Here is a 16,100-nt window from a genome sequence, read left to right on the forward strand (position 1 = left end):
GGTAATTAATCATGAACAAATTTATGTTTACTGCACTTATTTCTTTTTTTTCTATCACTGCATTTGCACAAGAATGCAGTGCTGATCTCTCTCGCACTGCCCCCAACAGCCGTTATATCAATTTTGACAATGGTACGGTAGCCGATAATTTAACGGGCTTAACTTGGATGCGTTGTCCGCTTGGAAAGCAATGGAATAACATCAGCAAAGAATGCGAAGGGTCGACTGAAACGTATTTTTGGCAAAGCGCGTTAACCATGATTGCATCCATTAATGATATAAATGGCAACCACCAACTTCATGAATTTGGTGGAATAAAAAAGTGGAGAATGCCAAATATCAAAGAACTCATGTCATTAAAAGAAGCCGCTTGTTATAGCCCCGCGGTTAATACAAAAGCCTTTGGTAAAGCGTTTAACTATGCAGTTGGTGATCTTGCTGGATATATTTGGAGCAATACCCCATCAAATAATGGTAATGAAGTTTACTCATTTGATACGCCAAATGGGGAAGTTTACTCTTATAATCCGGCTCAACATAAGCTCAGCGTTCTTTTAATCGCTGAATAAAAGACAAGTAAGTCACCTTATACTTAACTGAATATTAAGGTGACCTATTTCACACAATTATAGGCATTTTTATCAATAACTTCCACCAGAAGGCATTGCATTTTGGTCTTCTGGGAGTACACTGCGCGGCACAGATGTACATAACTAGAGACAAAATATGAAAAAAATCACAATTGCGCTCGCATTACTTATCGGTTTAACCGGCTGTCAAGCAACTCAACGTCAAAATGCAACCACCGGTGAAACAGAAACAAATTCAGCAACAAAAGGCGCGCTTGCCGGTATTCTTGCCGGTGTTGCGGTTGGACTTGCTACTGGCGATAACGCAAAAGAACGTCGTAAGAATGCATTAATTGGTGCAGCAGCAGGTGGCGCGGTTGGTGGTGGAGTTGGTTACTATTTTGATAGCCAAGAGCAAGCCCTACGTGACGAGTTAAAAAGTTCAGGCGTACAAGTAGAACGCGTTGGTGATAACGAATTAAAACTTATCATGGACAATGGCGTTGGCTTCCAATCTAGCTCTTACCAATTAGACGCAAGCATTTACAACACATTAAATGGCGTTGCTCGTATTCTTGTTGAGTACCCAGATACAGCCCTTCAAATTGATGGCCATACTGATAGCTCTGGCAATGATACTAAAAACCAAACCCTATCTGAGCAACGCGCTGAATCAGTACGTACTTACCTGATTAAACAAAAAGTAGCCGCTGGTCGTGTTAATGCTCGTGGTTACGGTGAACGTTACCCTGTTTTTGATAACTCAACATCACAAGGTCGTGCATGCAATCGCCGTGTAGAAATCACTATCCTACCGCTTAAATAATCTTTCGTGACAATGTTAACTGTTTATATATACAGTTAATTATTGGCTTCAACGGTGTATTGTTATAGAATCAAAAAATCCCCCTCGATGTAAGCCATCTTGGGGGATTTTTATTTTCTCAGTAACTCAATGAAATAAATCGCGTTATTGAGTCGCATCTTCTATTTTTTCAAGCACAAGATCTTTACCATCAACTAAGGTGTCTTGTACTTTCTCAAAGGTATCTGAATCCATCACACTTTGAACTTCATCGCCGTAATTCATTCCAATGTAAATACCTAACACGATGAACAGTAATGCAAATATTTTAAACATAATCACTTATCTCAATAATTCAGTCTTCATATTACAAAAGAATTCTCATAAAACCTATGGCAAATTTCAGTACTCATTTAAATGTCGCCGCATTGGCGTCAGGTGTTGCCTCTGCAGCACTGCTTTCAGCAAATCATATCGAGCTTAATACGGCATTATGGCTCTGGTTCTTAGGCACACTTGGAGGGTTACTTCCCGATATCGATTCAGATAATTCCACCTCATTAGACATCATATTTAACCTATTTACGGTCTGTATTGTCTTACTCAGTATTCGTTATTTTACTAGTGATGCCATCAATGAAAGACAGTTTATATTATTAATCGGATTACCCGTTGTGATTCATCTTGTGATCAAATACGGAATACGAAATGTATTTGAATGGCAGACCATTCATCGAGGTATATGCCACTCTATTCTCTTCTTATTATTTTGTGGTTTATTAGCAACCAATCTCACGGCATTCATCATTAATGAGCAATTTAAACACGCGGATCTATTCTCATGGCTATCAGGGGCCTTTGTCTTTTGTGGGGGAGTAATCCATCTACTGTTGGATGAGCTATACAGTGTCGATTTAGCTAATGTACGAATTAAACGATCGTTTGGTTCAGCATGTAAACTCACCGATTTTTCGAATCTATCTTTAACCACCGTCTTCCTCATTGCGGTTGCTATCTTGGCACTTCTCGCACCTCCGATAGAATCAACGATTATCACGTTAAGTAACTGGCAAACATTTAAAATTTGGTAAAAAAAAGCACAAGATCTTATTAATCTTGTGCTTTTTTATTAACTCTATATTTACATCATTGTATAGAATTAACCATATTACAGCGTAAAACGCTCGACAAGCTCTGAAAGCTCATTCGCTTTTTGATTAAGTAATACGCCACCGGTACGGTTTTGACTTGCTAATTCTGCTGACTCTGAGCTTTGATCTGAGACAGATACAATTCGTTCAGAGATTTCCTGTCCAACAAGACTCTGCTCTTGTGTCGCAGTAGCAATTAATGAATTCATTTCCATTATTGTATTTACTGACTCTAAAATCTGACTTAATGACTCAGAAGCAGCAACCGCTTTATTTACCGTTAATGTGCTGAAATTTTTACTGGCAGCCATCACTTGAACTGCTGAATCTGAACCCGATTTCAATGCTTCAATTCGTAAATGTATTTGTGCTGTACTTTCTTGGGTACTACTTGCCAATTTACGAACTTCATCAGCAACAACGGCAAAACCACGCCCTTGCTCACCTGCTCTTGCCGCTTCAATCGCCGCATTCAATGCCAATAGATTAGTTTGTTCCGCAATACCTTGAATAACCGATAATGTACTTGCAATATTTTGCACGTCTTCTTCTAATTTAGAAATCACATTACTTGCTTCATCCAATTCAGCAGCCAGTGTTTTAACAGAATCAGAGGCTTCATTTACCGTTCTCATTGCTACTTGTGCATTATTGTCTGCATCTTGAGCCGAATTCGCAGCTTGCTCTGCGTTCAACGAAATCTCATGAGATGAGGTAGTTAACTCTGTCATTGCTGTTGCAATCTGCTCAGTTTCTGAACGTTGATTAACTACGACGGCATTAACTTGCGCAGATCGTTCTGACATCTTTGTCGTTTCAGCTACTACTTCTTTACTAACTAACGAAACATTACTAATAATTTGATGAAGCGAACTTACAAATAAATTGAAATTCTGACTTAACTGATTAAATTCAGGGACAGTAAAATCAGGCATTCTTGCTGTTAAATCGGCATCACCGGAGGCAAATGAACGAATAGACTCATCAAATTTTTGAATCGGAGCCATAATACTTTTATTAATGAAAAAACTAAGTACGGCAACAACGCCAATAATAATAAAAGTAAAGAAAACAATCGCTTTCATGCTTTTCGATAATTGCTCATCACTTAAAGCTTTCATATCACTAATCACAGCATCAACATCAACATCATCAACATCATCGGTATAAAAACCAGTACCAACAATCAGATCCCATTTAGAAAAATACACACTATAAGCAAGCTTTGGTAAGGCAACCGTTTCATTCAACTTAGGATAATAATACGTCGAATAACCAGAACGATTTTTCGCTGCTGTAATAATATCTTGAATAAGATAATTACCTCTCTTATCTTTTACATTCCACATATTACTACCAATATCATTAGTATTTCCTTGTAAAATGCGTACCCCATTAGATTCAAAACCAAATAAATAACCCGTGTCTGCAAATTTCACAAATCTTAATGATTCCAAAACTTCTTCTTTTGATTTTCCTTGTTTTTCAAGATGCTTTAGTTCTGAAGAAACAATATCTAAATAAGATTTAAGTTCCGTACGCTTCATTTGCATCATTTGGGTACGAGTTATGTCCATTTGAGCTTGATTAAGCGCTTTTGTTTCTTTATAAGTCATCGCCATAATTAATATCGACGTTAAAACGATAGGTAAAATCGCAAGTAAATACAATCTTGCTTTTATTGATAAGTTCATATTTATCTCTCTGGAAGTTCAAGCTAAATCTTGATTTAAAAATAGTGGAAAATCTATAATTATTATCTTTTATTACTATCAATTTCCGCGCCAAACATTCATGGAGAAAATATTTATTTCTAAGGTATTCATTTAATAAAAATGACTTTCTAATAACAAAAACAATATTGACCTTTCCATTTTTATCCATAGAATGTGAATATTGTCATAATTTGAAATTGAGCTGATTTTTTGAAATTCTCATTACTCCAATACAAGCGTCAACATCTCGCTTCATGGTCACTAATATTAGTGAGTATTGTGCTAATGGTCTGCTTTTCTCAAAATTTAGGTCTCTCTTCATTTTGCTCACTAACGCCTCATCCAGACGCTACTGAGCAATTACAGCAGCAATCAACCACTCAAACTGCTGATGATGGTGTTTCTCAATGCCATAATAGTGAACATTTATTTAATGCTCATACTGTTCATTTAGATTTTGCGATCCCAATGTTTATCGTCGCTCTGCTCATTATTGCGTCTATGCTTAAACACGCAGGGACTGCCTATGTATTTACAGAGCCCACAACGTCTTATGGCGTGCGGCGACATTTGGCTTTTTGTACCTTTCAAGAATAAACATACCGTAAGTACTTATATCTTTTTTATATAATTATTTTCGGAGTAACACTGTGTTTAAAATTCAATCAGTTAAAATAGTGAGCGTATTACGTTTAGCTATTCTTTTAACGTCAACACTCTTGTTGTCGGCATTTTCGGTATCTGCACAACCCATTACAACAGGCTGGTTAACTCACCCTGATCATCCACCGGCACAAGTTCGCTTTATGCTGACAGGTGAAGTCGATGAAGAGAACAATCAAGCCCGAGGTTTACTCGAGGTAAAACTTGATGGTGAATGGAAAACCTATTGGCGCTCACCTGGTGAGGCAGGCGTTTCACCTGTACTCGATTGGAGTAAATCAACCAACCTTTCTAATTTAGCTTGGCATTGGCCTACCCCTGCTTATTATGAGCAATCAGGCTTAATGACGCTTGGCTACAAGCACGATGTTGTTTTCCCTATGGAGCTAACCGTTGATGATATTACCAAACCCGTTAGTTTCTTAGGTAAGTTGACCCTACCAACTTGTACCAATATTTGTGTCCTAACTGAGTATGATCTGGAATTACCCCCTATCAATCTCACAAACATTGAAACGGATGCAGACGCTCAACATTTGTACCAACAAGGGTTGTCAAACGTACCAACAGCAAGTGATTCCATTACCATTGTGGCCGCCTCTTTTGATAAGGTATCACAACAATTACACGTTAAATTACGCCAAGATGCGGGTTGGGATAAACCACAGATCCTCATTGATGGCAGCGAAATTACCGATGACTATTTTTCCCAACCATCAATAGACATTAATGGTAACGACGTAACCGCGACTTATAAGGTAACGAACTGGTTAGGCGAAACAGACTTAGTCGGCAAACCTATTTCGATTACCGTGTCTGATGCCCTTTTCTCCCATGAACTGAAGGCTGTTATCAATGACAAGCCTTTTGCACAAACGACATCAACAAGCTTATTAACAATGATAGGCTTTGCGTTGCTTGGTGGTTTAATTCTTAATATTATGCCGTGTGTATTGCCCGTATTAGGCATGAAACTGAACAGCATGGTGGCGTCTTCTCAAGCGAGTAAACGCTCAATTCGCTTGCAGTTTTTTTCCTCTGCCGCCGGAATATTAACCTCATTTTGGTTATTAGCGGCAGGGTTACTTATCTTAAAGTTCACAGGCAGTGCTATTGGTTGGGGAATTCAGTTCCAAAACCCTATTTTCATTGGTTTTATGGTCACAATAACCGCCTTATTCACGGCTAATTTGTTTGGTGTATTTGAAATTCAATTACCAAGTCGATTTTCTACCTCTCTTGCAAATAAGGGCAACGATTCCGCACTTGGACATTTTGTACAAGGGATGTTTGCAACCTTACTCGCAACCCCATGCAGTGCGCCATTTCTGGGTACCGCGGTTGCCTTTGGATTAGGTGCAAGTACCGTTGAAATGTTGATGATATTCACCTTCTTAGGTTTAGGTATGGCGCTACCTTGGCTGGTTTTTGCTTTATTCCCTCGCCTTGTTTCGTTTATGCCAAAACCGGGCATGTGGATGAATAAAGTCAAACTCATTTTTGGCCTCATGATGTTAATCACCACATTGTGGCTGCTGAGTTTACTTACACCATTTATTGGTGGGCTATCAGCTGCCATTATTGGGTTATTACTCAGCACATACTTACTGTATCAAATAGGTAAAACCCAAGGTAAAAACACTGTTATTGCGATTATTGCTGTCATTGTATTTGCAACCAGTGCAGCACTGTTAATTGGAAGTATGACAACCAAACATTGGTCAACGCCAACGGAAGATAACCTTGCTTGGCAACCATTAAATGAGCACGCCATTGATGAATACGTTAAACAAGGAAAAACGGTTTTTGTCGATGTAACGGCTGATTGGTGTATTACTTGTAAGGCCAATAAGATTGGTGTGATTTTACAAGATCCTGTGTATTCAGCATTACAGCAAGATAACGTCATTACCATGAAAGGTGATTGGACGCATCCAAGCGATAAAATTACCAATTACTTAAAAAGCCATCAACGATTTGGGGTACCACTCAATGTCGTTTATGGCCCCAATGCGCCTCAGGGATTACCACTATCAGTGCTATTAACCAGTGATGACGTTATCAACGCTCTGGAATATGCAGGAAGAACAAACTAATGGCAAAGAAAGACATAATGCCAAAAAAGACACAAACGATGAAAGCAAAGATCACCCGTTGGGTAAAAGAGATCGTCAAATTCACGCTCATCATTACCTTGTTTTCTGTTGCCGTTGATTTTTGGCGTAGCCAAGACATGCCATCAGAAGCTATTCCTTCCCTGTCAATCAACACAATCGACGGCGAATGGGTAGACATTAAGAAAATGAGTCAAGATGAACCCGTCTTACTTTATTTTTGGGGCACATGGTGTCCAGTGTGCAATGTTGTTAGCCCAAGCGTGAGCTGGTTATCAAGTGATCATCACGTTGTTTCTGTCGCTATAACCTCCGGTGATGATGCTCGGTTAACGACATTCATGAATTACAAAGACTATGAGTTTCCCGTGATTAATGATTCAACGGGCAGTATTAGTAAAGAGTGGGGAGTTACGGCTACCCCATCGATCGTCATCGTAAAAAACGGTGAAATATCTTCAATTACAACTGGCGTTACAACCCCAATGGGCTTGTGGCTACGTTTATTATTCGCTTAGGAATCACTCCATGAAATCATTATTATTATCCGTATCAATCGCTGCAAGTCTTGTCTTATCACCGGTTGCACTGGCAGAGAAAATCAATCCTGCTCAAGAAAAACAACTGACTGAAATATCTGATTTACTACGTAAAAACCCAGAGATAATTGATGGATTATATTCAAATCTAACGCAGTACATTGATGGCCAAAAATCATTGAGCAGCGTCTTAGAACAAAACCATGATTATCTGTATAACAACCCCGAACAACCTTATTTTGGGGCTGAAAATCCAAAACTGACGATCATCAACTTCACCGATTATAACTGCCCATATTGCAAGCGTTTAGAATCAAGTTTAGTTAACATCATTAAGAAATACCCTGAGATACGCGTCGTTAATGTGCTATTGCCGTTTCAACAACGGATGGTCCCTGGCCTAAAAACAAACACGGCGTGGTATGCATTAAATGTATGGGAAAATGACAAAACAAAATTTGCAGAAGTGCACCGCTTAATGATGGCAAAACCATCACGACATGACAGCACATCAATCATGAAAATTGCCGATCTTACTGATACTCAGAAAGACTTAACGCCTAACCAAAAGAAAAAACGCTTGTTGAAAAAAATGAAAAAATATTCTCTCAACTTGGCTTGCGAGGAACACCAAGCTTAATCATTGGATCTGAAATTATTCCTGGTTTTATTCCACAAGACCAATTAGAAGCAACGATAAAAGCACAGTTAAAGTAATATAAATCAAAGTAGCCATGGCTAAAAAGACATGGCTACTTATTAGTAATGCTCTCTGCTACATGAAGAAGACTCAGCGAGATCGGTATCCCGATTATTATTAATAAATGCCTCAAAATCCGACGCACAAATCGGTTTACTAAACAAATACCCTTGTCCATATTCGCATCCTTTTTCCATTAAAAATGAAAGATGCTCATCGGTTTCAATTCCTTCAGCTACAACCGCTAACTCCATTCCATGAGCAATGGAAATAATCGCATTAATCAACACCTCATCGCGTTTCTTTCCAATTCGATTAACAAAAGAGCGATCTATTTTTAAACGATCCAACGGTAAATTAGACAGGTAGCTCAAGCTTGAATATCCCGTTCCAAAGTCATCCAAAGCAATCAACACACCAAGTTCTTGAATTGCTTTAATTCGTTTAAGCACCTCTCCTGAACTGTCTAATAAAGCACTTTCCGTAACTTCAATCACTAACGATTCAGGTTGAATGCTGTAATCCACAATCGCACTTTTCACTTTCTCGACAATATCAACATCATTAAGCTGAATCGCTGACATGTTTACCGATATTCTATCAACACCTACATGATTCTCTTGCCAATACTTCAACTGTTTTATTGCTTCAATTAATACCCAATGGCCAAGCTGATGAATCAAGCCAGTTTCTTCTGCTAGAGGGATAAAATCATTAGGAAAAACCAATCCTTTTGTCGGGCTATTCCACCGAATAAGAGCTTCAGCAGAATCAAACATACTGGTTCTATGATTTAAGATAGGTTGGTAATACAGCTCAAATTCTTCTCTCTCTAATGCACCTCGTAATTCACTCTCTAAACCAAATCGAATTCGCTCCTTATTCTCCATCTCTTCAGTGTAATAATACACATCACTTAAAGAATGTCTTTTGGCATAATGAACGGCAACCCCTGCTTGACGGAGCAGTTCTTCTGAATTTTCATTACATGAATCACAGGTCGCTACACCTAAATTAACGTGGGTGATTAAACTTGATTCGGCTATTTTTATTGGCTCACCAAAAACGCCTTTAAGTACGTTAATTCTAGCGGTAAGTTCAATGCGATCGTGGGATGAAATTAAATACACGAATTCATTACCACCTAATCGAGCAAAAAACTCTCCTTTACGAACTTGTTTTTTTACTCGAAGTGATAATTCAACAAGTAAGTTATCGGCATAACGGTGACCATAGTGGTCATTGATGAACTTAAAGCCTTTAATATCAATATGTAAAACGGTGAATTTACGATGAATAGAAAAATGAGAGTTCATACTTTTGACAAGAGCGTAACGATTAGGCAACCCTGTTAGTTCATCAAATCGCGCTTGATGTTCAATCTCTTGTTGATACGCCACTTGCTTGGTGATGTTATCAACTAATCCTAAAATACCAATGAGATCATTGCCTTCATAAATTGCTGAAAATTTCCAAATAAGGATAATCGCATGCCCATCGCTACCAGTGAATGGAATTTCACACTCGGCATGCTCCGTTTTTCCTTCACGCATTTTATTCAATTCATGTGTCATTTTAGAAAAATACGCGCCCACAATATCCGCACGTAAAGCAATGTCTTGATCTAACAATTCATCAGAGTGTAATCCAAACCAATTTTGGCAGGCCTTAGACCAACGACGAATCATAAGGTCTGGCCCCCACTCAATCACGCCATAGGTTAACCTGAATTCTGGATAAGGCTGAACTAATTGCCCACCTAACGATCAGATCTTTCGACCAAGAATTATTTGAACGTATTTTAAAAGGTGGGCAAGATGAATAAATTAGTTGATATATTTTGTGATGTCGATGATTTTTGTTATCAATTCTTATCTCAATGGGAAAAATACCTTGTTGAGGCTAGTGAGAGAAAAAGAAAACGTCAGTCAGTAATGTCTACTAGTGAATGTATGACTATTGTCATCGCTTTTCATCAATCAAATCATAGAGATTTCAAGAACTTCTATATCGGGTTAGTTCATCAATATTGGAAAGGATACTTTCCAAATTTACTTAGCTACACTCGATTTGTGAGCAAAATGCCTAGCCTAATCGCCCCAATGTGTGCCTATTTTCAATCTATCAAAGGTAAGCCGACTGGCATTGCTTTTGTTGACTCCACGAGTCTTAAAGTATGCTATAACATTCGAATTCCTCGCCATAAAGTCTTTGATGGTGTTGCGAAAAGAGGAAAAGGTACCATGGGATGGTTTTTCGGCTTCAAACTTCATTTATTGATTAACCATCTTGGAGAAATTATTTCGCTGAAAATCACAGCTGGCAATGTAAATGATAGGACTCCTGTACCTGATTTATGCAAAGAACTCTCGGGGAAATTGTACGCTGATAAAGGGTACATAGGTAAAAAGTTGAGTGAGAGCTTAAAGAACTCTGATGTCGATTTAGTGACTACCTCGCGAAAAAACATGAAAGCAAAAGAGATAAGTGCTTTTGATAAGGCTATGTTATCAAAGAGATACATTATCGAAACGATAAATGACCAATTGAAGAATATCTCTCAAATTGAACATAGCCGTCATCGTAGCGTGACTGGTTTCATGCTAAATGTAATTTCAGGCGTTGTGGCTTATTGTTTAAAAAAACAAAAGCCACGAATTAAGCTATCAGAATGTGAATTTGAACTAATCCTCGCTTAAAGCATGTTTTATCCAGAATTCAGGTTAATTAAGTAAGCGTTTATTGATTACGTATTATTTGGCCGTAACCCAGAGAATTTGAGCGTCTTCTTCACTGATTGAAATAAGCACGTGTCCCATACTCGCTTCATAATAAACACTGTCCCCTACCGATAAATTAACAGGTTCATAGAATTCGCTGTAAAAACAGACTTCTCCTTCTAGAACCAATAAAAACTCTTCTCCGTCATGACGAACCCATTCTGCGTACGCATTAAAATCTCGAGCACGTATGCGGCTTTTAAATGGCATCATTCTTTTATTGGATAATTGCGTCGCCAGCAGTTCATGTTCATAAGTGGCCGTTGGATGCGGCTTACCTTGCTCTGCCAATGTGATATCTCGTCTTCCTACCGCGCCTTTTTTCTTTGGCGGCTCAAATATTTGCGGGATATCAATATCCAATCCACTGGCTAGCTTTTGCAACGCCTGAAATGTGGGTGATATTTGTTCATTTTCTATTTTTGATAACGTTGAACGAGCCAAACCCGTTCGCTTGCTGGCTTCTTCAAGCGTCAATCCAAGCTGAATACGAATATCTTTTAATCTTTTACCAAGATCTAGAGGAGCAATCGGTTGCTCTTCGTTATTTTTCTCTATTTTAACGATTTTAGCCTCTGTCATTATATTTCTTGGTTCACTCAAGTTGCTCTCCTTGCTCATTAAGCATCCAAATAGCGCTCTTAATATTCACTTTACAGAGGAAAATTGCGAGAGAAAAGGCAACAAGGATGCTCAAATAGTGCGCTAGGTAGCAAAACGGGAAACAAAGTTTCTTATTGGAAACTTCGACGTTGAATGTTGCATTTCACACTTGTATGTTTACCAGATGTAATGTGATGGATGTAATTAATACCGCCCTCACTTCTGATTTCACTTAATGCTAATTTGCTAATAGCAACTCACACTGGAGAAGAATCATGGAAAAAGATCTTAAATTTACAGCAAGCCACGAATGGGTACGTGAAAATGGCGACGGTACGGTAACGGTTGGGATCTCAAACCACGCTCAAGGCTTACTGGGTGATGTTGTATTTGTAGACTTACCTGACGTTGATGACGAAGTAACAGCAGGAGAAAACTTCTCTTTGGTTGAATCAGTTAAAGCCGCTTCTGACATTTACGCACCTATTTCTGGTGTGATTGTAGAAATCAACGAAGAATTAGAAGACAGCCCAGAGTTAGTCAATGAAGAACCGTATGAAGGTGGTTGGATTGCTCGAATCAAGCTATCAGACGACGGTGATCTTGAAAACTTAATTCCTGGCGATCAATACCTTGAAAGCATCGAAGAAGAATAAAAATAACAAAAAGGATTAAGATCATGAGTCAGCTTCTTCAACAATTAGGCACGGATAACGAGTTTATTCGTCGCCACAATGGTCCCGCTTCTTCACAGCATCAACATATGCTCAATACGGTTGGCGCTGAAACACTAGAAAAATTAATCGAAGAAACCGTACCAAGCTCAATTCGTTTGCCTCAGCCAATGCAATTACCTCACGGCCTTTCTGAAAATGCCATGCTTGCTGAGTTAAAACAAATCGCTCAACAAAACACATTGAACACAAGCTATATCGGCCAAGGTTATTACAATACGCACACACCTAATGTAATTTTACGTAATGTATTCGAAAACCCAGGTTGGTACACCGCTTACACGCCATATCAACCTGAGATTTCTCAAGGTCGTTTAGAAGCATTACTTAATTATCAACAAATGGTAATGGATTTAACAGGCCTTGATATTGCTAACGCGTCTCTTCTTGATGAAGCGACCGCAGCAGCTGAAGCCATGACACTGTGTAAACGTGGTGGTAAAAACAAGAGTTCGACTTTCTTTGTGGCAGATGATGTTCATCCACAAACCTTAGCGGTAATCAAAACTCGAGCGAAATTCATCGGTTTTGACGTTGTTGTTGATACTGACTCAAATTTAGATTCACATGATGTGTTTGGTGCCCTACTTCAATACCCGGGAACCACGGGTGAAGTTAAAGATCTAACAACATTGATTGAACAAGCGCATGCTAAGAAAACCTTAGTGGTTGTAGCTACCGACCTGCTTGCTTCAGTACTTCTTAAACCTGTTGGTGAAATGGGTGCGGATATAGCAATTGGTAGCGCACAACGCTTTGGTGTTCCAATGGGATACGGCGGTCCACACGCTGCATTCATGGCAACACGTGAAAAACTAAAACGTTCTATGCCGGGTCGTGTGATTGGGGTGTCTATTGATTCAAAAGGCAACCAAGCGCTTCGCATGGCAATGCAAACGCGTGAGCAGCATATTCGTCGTGAAAAAGCGACATCAAATATTTGTACGGCTCAAGCTCTGCTTGCAAATATGGCCTCTTTCTACGCGGTGTATCACGGTCCTGAAGGCCTAAAAACCATCGCTCGTCGTGTGCATCATTTCACGGCTATCGTAGCAAAATCTCTGCAATCAGCAGGGTTTGAATTAGCACATCAACACTTCTTTGATACGTTAACGGTTAAGACAGAACAACAAACTGACATTCTTTACACCAAAGCACTCGCTGCAAGTATCAACCTACGTAAGTTTGATACTGAACTTGGCATTAGCTTTGATGAAACCACCACGGTTTCTGATTTAGTGGCGTTACTCGCTGTATTTGGTGTTGATAACGCAGAATGCGACAGCTTATCAAATGATATTGGTCAAGATGAGTTTGCTGCAATCCCTGAAGCGTGTCGTCGTACTTCATCGTTCTTAACTCATCCAGTGTTCAATACGCATCACAGCGAAACACAAATGCTGCGTTATTTGAAAAAACTGGAAAACAAAGATTTCTCATTAACTCACGGCATGATCCCGCTTGGATCTTGTACCATGAAGTTAAACGCCGTGGCTGAAATGCTTCCCGTCACGTGGCCTGAATTTGGTGGTATTCACCCATTCGCACCACTTAACCAAGCGGCAGGTTACACTACGTTAGCGACATCACTAAAATCGATGCTGTGTGAAATTACAGGCTACGATGACTTTTCTCTGCAACCGAACTCAGGCGCATCTGGTGAATACGCAGGATTAATTGCGATTCAGCGTTACCATGAAAGCCGCAACGAAGGTCACCGTAATGTGTGCTTGATCCCAAGCTCTGCACACGGTACTAACCCTGCGACCGCATCAATGGTGTCAATGAAAGTGGTAGTTGTTAAATGTGATGACAACGGCAACATCGACATGATCGATTTGGCTGAAAAAATCGCTAAACATCAAGAAAACCTATCAAGCATCATGATCACTTACCCTTCTACACACGGTGTGTATGAAGAGCAAGTGCGCGAAGTGTGTGACATGGTTCATGACGCTGGCGGCCAAGTGTACCTTGATGGTGCCAACATGAATGCACAGGTTGGTTTAACCAGTCCGGGCTTTATTGGCTCTGATGTTTCTCACCTAAACTTGCATAAAACCTTCTGTATTCCGCATGGCGGCGGTGGTCCCGGTATGGGCCCTATCGGTGTTAAATCTCACCTAGCCCCCTTCCTTCCGGGTCACTCTGAAAATGGGGTTCAAGGTTCAGATTATGCGGTTTCTGCTGCGGATCTAGGCAGTGCCTCTATTCTTCCTATTTCATGGGCATACATTGCGATGATGGGTGAAATGGGTCTGACTGAAGCGACTAAAGTGGCTATTTTGAATGCGAACTACGTAATGGACCGTTTACGTCCTCACTACCCTGTTTTATACCGTGGTACGAATGGTCGAATTGCTCACGAATGTATTATTGATATCCGTCCGCTTAAAGAGGCGACAGGGATCAGTGAAGAAGACATTGCGAAACGTTTGATGGACTTTGGTTTCCATGCACCAACCATGTCGTTCCCAGTGGCGGGGACGTTAATGATTGAGCCTACAGAATCTGAAGACTTAGCCGAATTGGATCGCTTCTGTGAAGCAATGATCGCAATCCGTGAAGAAATGAATAAAGTTCAGCAAGGCGAATGGCCATTAGACAATAACCCATTAGTGAATGCTCCGCATACTCAAGTTGATCTAATGTCTAATGAGTGGGATCACCCATACACTCGTGAAGTGGCTTGTTTCCCATCAGTTCAAGCAAAAGCATCTAAATATTGGCCAACGGTAAATCGCGTTGATAACGTGTACGGTGACCGAAACTTAATTTGTTCTTGCCCAAGTATTGATAGTTACGAAGAATAATTTTTCACTGCAAAAAATAACACAATACAGTAAAGGTGAACCTTAAAGGTTCACCTTTTTTTTACATTAAAAACGCATTTTAAATCAATTATCGGTAAGAGAAACGTAAGCGTGCGGGGAACTACACCTAACAAATAAAATTCATTATGCGTATCTTACGATCTTTCATTTAACGAGAACGTAATTATGCAAAAAGATAAAAAGAGAACACCAGAGCAATGGCACGCTCTATTTGAATCTCAGCAATCTAGCAAGCTTAGTGCCGCTGAATTTTGTCGTAACCATAATATTCTGCCAAAGACATTTAGTGCACGTAAAGCACGATGGAAACAAAAGATTAACGCTTCTACTTTCTTGAAAGTAGAAGCGTTAACATCAACTATCATCGCCACTCCACAATTACCAGATATTCAACTTTCTATCGGAAAATTGCGATTAACATTGCCAGCTAATACTGAACCTCACTGGATAGGACTCTTATTAAAAGGGTATCAATCATGAATGTATTTACTGATGTTTCCACCATTTATCTTCATCGTGATTTTGTCGATTTTCGCAAGGCCATTAATGGCCTTGTCGTGATTGTTGAGCAAGAAATGCAACTATCACCGTTTAGTGATGCTCTATTTATATTTTGCAATAAGCCTCGTGATAAACTCAAAATATTGTATTGGGATAAAACAGGATTCGCTTTATGGTACAAGCGATTAGATGAAGACCGCTTCAAATGGCCACGAAATATAAATAACGATACGTTAGCATTATCAGAGCAGCAACTGACACTGCTATTACAAGGTTTTGATATCTTAGGACATCAACCGGTACATTATCAAACAACCCTTTAAATAGTTGATTCTCAGTCAAGAATAGGAGGCAACCGATTGATTACCTGTATTATCGTTATATAGTCATCT

At 39.4% G+C, this 16,100-nt stretch carries 17 protein-coding genes; 13 read left to right on the forward strand and 4 right to left on the reverse strand.

Annotation, left to right across the window (positions count from 1 at the left end; genetic code table 11):
• Window positions 1-11: 11 nt before the first annotated feature.
• Complete coding sequence (locus VSAL_RS19935; protein WP_012552048.1) at window positions 12-569, forward strand: Lcl C-terminal domain-containing protein; 558 nt, start codon at window positions 12-14, stop codon at window positions 567-569.
• Between the two features lie 157 nt (window positions 570-726).
• Window positions 727-1,395, forward strand: coding sequence for an OmpA family protein (locus VSAL_RS19940; protein ID WP_012552049.1), 669 nt, complete (start codon window positions 727-729; stop codon window positions 1,393-1,395).
• Window positions 1,396-1,539: 144 nt separating this feature from the next.
• Here VSAL_RS19940 and VSAL_RS23685 read toward each other — a convergent pair whose 3' ends face one another.
• Window positions 1,540-1,710 (reverse strand): hypothetical protein, encoded by a 171-nt coding sequence (locus VSAL_RS23685; protein WP_012552050.1) that lies wholly within the window; start codon window positions 1,708-1,710, stop codon window positions 1,540-1,542.
• A gap of 56 nt (window positions 1,711-1,766) precedes the next feature.
• Here VSAL_RS23685 and VSAL_RS19945 point away from each other — a divergent pair, with 56 nt between their 5' ends.
• Window positions 1,767-2,465, forward strand: a complete 699-nt coding sequence (locus tag VSAL_RS19945; RefSeq protein ID WP_012552051.1) for a metal-dependent hydrolase — start codon at window positions 1,767-1,769, stop codon at window positions 2,463-2,465.
• 77 nt (window positions 2,466-2,542) lie between these two features.
• Here VSAL_RS19945 and VSAL_RS19950 read toward each other — a convergent pair whose 3' ends face one another.
• Window positions 2,543-4,219, reverse strand: coding sequence for a methyl-accepting chemotaxis protein (locus VSAL_RS19950; RefSeq protein WP_012552052.1), 1,677 nt, complete (start codon window positions 4,217-4,219; stop codon window positions 2,543-2,545).
• Window positions 4,220-4,450: 231 nt separating this feature from the next.
• Between VSAL_RS19950 and VSAL_RS19955 the strand changes: the two genes are divergently transcribed.
• From VSAL_RS19955 to VSAL_RS24305, 5 genes are read left to right on the forward strand one after another with little or no spacing between them, the layout of a single operon-like run.
• Window positions 4,451-4,837: a hypothetical protein gene (locus tag VSAL_RS19955; RefSeq protein ID WP_012552053.1), complete on the forward strand. Its 387-nt coding sequence runs from the start codon at window positions 4,451-4,453 to the stop codon at window positions 4,835-4,837.
• 53 nt (window positions 4,838-4,890) lie between these two features.
• Window positions 4,891-6,999 carry a protein-disulfide reductase DsbD family protein gene (locus tag VSAL_RS19960; RefSeq protein WP_012552054.1) on the forward strand — a complete coding sequence of 703 codons (2,109 nt, stop codon included), beginning with the start codon at window positions 4,891-4,893 and terminating at the stop codon, window positions 6,997-6,999.
• On the forward strand, window positions 6,999-7,535 hold the full coding sequence (locus VSAL_RS19965; RefSeq protein WP_012552055.1) for a protein disulfide oxidoreductase: 537 nt from the start codon (window positions 6,999-7,001) through the stop codon (window positions 7,533-7,535). The genes VSAL_RS19960 and VSAL_RS19965 overlap by 1 nt, the downstream gene beginning before the upstream one ends.
• Window positions 7,536-7,545: 10 nt before the next feature.
• Window positions 7,546-8,196, forward strand: a complete 651-nt coding sequence (locus VSAL_RS19970; protein WP_012552056.1) for a thioredoxin domain-containing protein — start codon at window positions 7,546-7,548, stop codon at window positions 8,194-8,196.
• Complete coding sequence (locus VSAL_RS24305; RefSeq protein WP_407921291.1) at window positions 8,175-8,273, forward strand: hypothetical protein; 99 nt, start codon at window positions 8,175-8,177, stop codon at window positions 8,271-8,273. The genes VSAL_RS19970 and VSAL_RS24305 overlap by 22 nt, the downstream gene beginning before the upstream one ends.
• Before the next feature lie 42 nt (window positions 8,274-8,315).
• Here the strand turns inward: VSAL_RS24305 and VSAL_RS19975 are convergent, their stop codons facing one another.
• The gene (locus tag VSAL_RS19975; protein WP_129546105.1) at window positions 8,316-9,944 is read right to left on the reverse strand and encodes a putative bifunctional diguanylate cyclase/phosphodiesterase; all 1,629 of its coding nucleotides are present in this window, start codon (window positions 9,942-9,944) and stop codon (window positions 8,316-8,318) included.
• A 129-nt stretch (window positions 9,945-10,073) separates the two neighbouring features.
• Here VSAL_RS19975 and VSAL_RS19980 point away from each other — a divergent pair, with 129 nt between their 5' ends.
• Window positions 10,074-10,955: an IS982-like element ISVsa6 family transposase gene (locus tag VSAL_RS19980; protein ID WP_012550319.1), complete on the forward strand. Its 882-nt coding sequence runs from the start codon at window positions 10,074-10,076 to the stop codon at window positions 10,953-10,955.
• A 54-nt stretch (window positions 10,956-11,009) separates the two neighbouring features.
• Here the strand turns inward: VSAL_RS19980 and VSAL_RS19985 are convergent, their stop codons facing one another.
• A complete protein-coding gene (locus tag VSAL_RS19985) occupies window positions 11,010-11,618 on the reverse strand; it encodes a helix-turn-helix domain-containing protein (RefSeq protein ID WP_085941886.1) in 609 nt (202 codons plus the stop codon).
• 296 nt (window positions 11,619-11,914) lie between these two features.
• On the opposite strand from VSAL_RS19985, the gene gcvH reads away from it, so the two are divergent.
• From gcvH to tnpB, 4 genes are all read left to right on the forward strand, one after another.
• A complete protein-coding gene (gene gcvH, locus VSAL_RS19990; RefSeq protein WP_012552058.1) occupies window positions 11,915-12,295 on the forward strand; it encodes a glycine cleavage system protein GcvH in 381 nt (126 codons plus the stop codon).
• Window positions 12,296-12,318: 23 nt separating this feature from the next.
• A complete protein-coding gene (gene gcvP / locus VSAL_RS19995; RefSeq protein WP_012552059.1) occupies window positions 12,319-15,186 on the forward strand; it encodes an aminomethyl-transferring glycine dehydrogenase in 2,868 nt (955 codons plus the stop codon).
• Window positions 15,187-15,372: 186 nt separating this feature from the next.
• Window positions 15,373-15,687: an IS66 family insertion sequence element accessory protein TnpA gene (gene tnpA / locus VSAL_RS20000; protein ID WP_012548925.1), complete on the forward strand. Its 315-nt coding sequence runs from the start codon at window positions 15,373-15,375 to the stop codon at window positions 15,685-15,687.
• The gene (gene tnpB, locus VSAL_RS20005) at window positions 15,684-16,031 is read left to right on the forward strand and encodes an IS66 family insertion sequence element accessory protein TnpB (protein WP_012548924.1); all 348 of its coding nucleotides are present in this window, start codon (window positions 15,684-15,686) and stop codon (window positions 16,029-16,031) included. Before tnpA ends, tnpB begins: the two co-directional genes overlap by 4 nt.
• Window positions 16,032-16,100 lie beyond the last annotated feature (69 nt).

This window comes from Aliivibrio salmonicida LFI1238 (genome assembly GCF_000196495.1).
GTDB classification, from domain to species: Bacteria; Pseudomonadota; Gammaproteobacteria; order Enterobacterales; family Vibrionaceae; genus Aliivibrio; species Aliivibrio salmonicida.

Bases quoted from the DNA above. Each gene is read 5' to 3' on its own strand.
- VSAL_RS19935 (WP_012552048.1), top strand. From the start codon at position 12: ATGAACAAATTTATGTTTACTGCACTTATTTCTTTTTTTTCTATCACT.
- VSAL_RS19940 (WP_012552049.1), top strand. From the start codon at position 727: ATGAAAAAAATCACAATTGCGCTCGCATTACTTATCGGTTTAACCGGC.
- VSAL_RS23685 (WP_012552050.1), bottom strand. From the start codon at position 1,710: ATGTTTAAAATATTTGCATTACTGTTCATCGTGTTAGGTATTTACATT.
- VSAL_RS19945 (WP_012552051.1), top strand. From the start codon at position 1,767: ATGGCAAATTTCAGTACTCATTTAAATGTCGCCGCATTGGCGTCAGGT.
- VSAL_RS19950 (WP_012552052.1), bottom strand. From the start codon at position 4,219: ATGAACTTATCAATAAAAGCAAGATTGTATTTACTTGCGATTTTACCT.
- VSAL_RS19965 (WP_012552055.1), top strand. From the start codon at position 6,999: ATGGCAAAGAAAGACATAATGCCAAAAAAGACACAAACGATGAAAGCA.
- VSAL_RS19970 (WP_012552056.1), top strand. From the start codon at position 7,546: ATGAAATCATTATTATTATCCGTATCAATCGCTGCAAGTCTTGTCTTA.
- VSAL_RS19975 (WP_129546105.1), bottom strand. From the start codon at position 9,944: ATGATTCGTCGTTGGTCTAAGGCCTGCCAAAATTGGTTTGGATTACAC.
- VSAL_RS19980 (WP_012550319.1), top strand. From the start codon at position 10,074: ATGAATAAATTAGTTGATATATTTTGTGATGTCGATGATTTTTGTTAT.
- VSAL_RS19985 (WP_085941886.1), bottom strand. From the start codon at position 11,618: ATGACAGAGGCTAAAATCGTTAAAATAGAGAAAAATAACGAAGAGCAA.
- gcvH (WP_012552058.1), top strand. From the start codon at position 11,915: ATGGAAAAAGATCTTAAATTTACAGCAAGCCACGAATGGGTACGTGAA.
- gcvP (WP_012552059.1), top strand. From the start codon at position 12,319: ATGAGTCAGCTTCTTCAACAATTAGGCACGGATAACGAGTTTATTCGT.
- tnpA (WP_012548925.1), top strand. From the start codon at position 15,373: ATGCAAAAAGATAAAAAGAGAACACCAGAGCAATGGCACGCTCTATTT.
- tnpB (WP_012548924.1), top strand. From the start codon at position 15,684: ATGAATGTATTTACTGATGTTTCCACCATTTATCTTCATCGTGATTTT.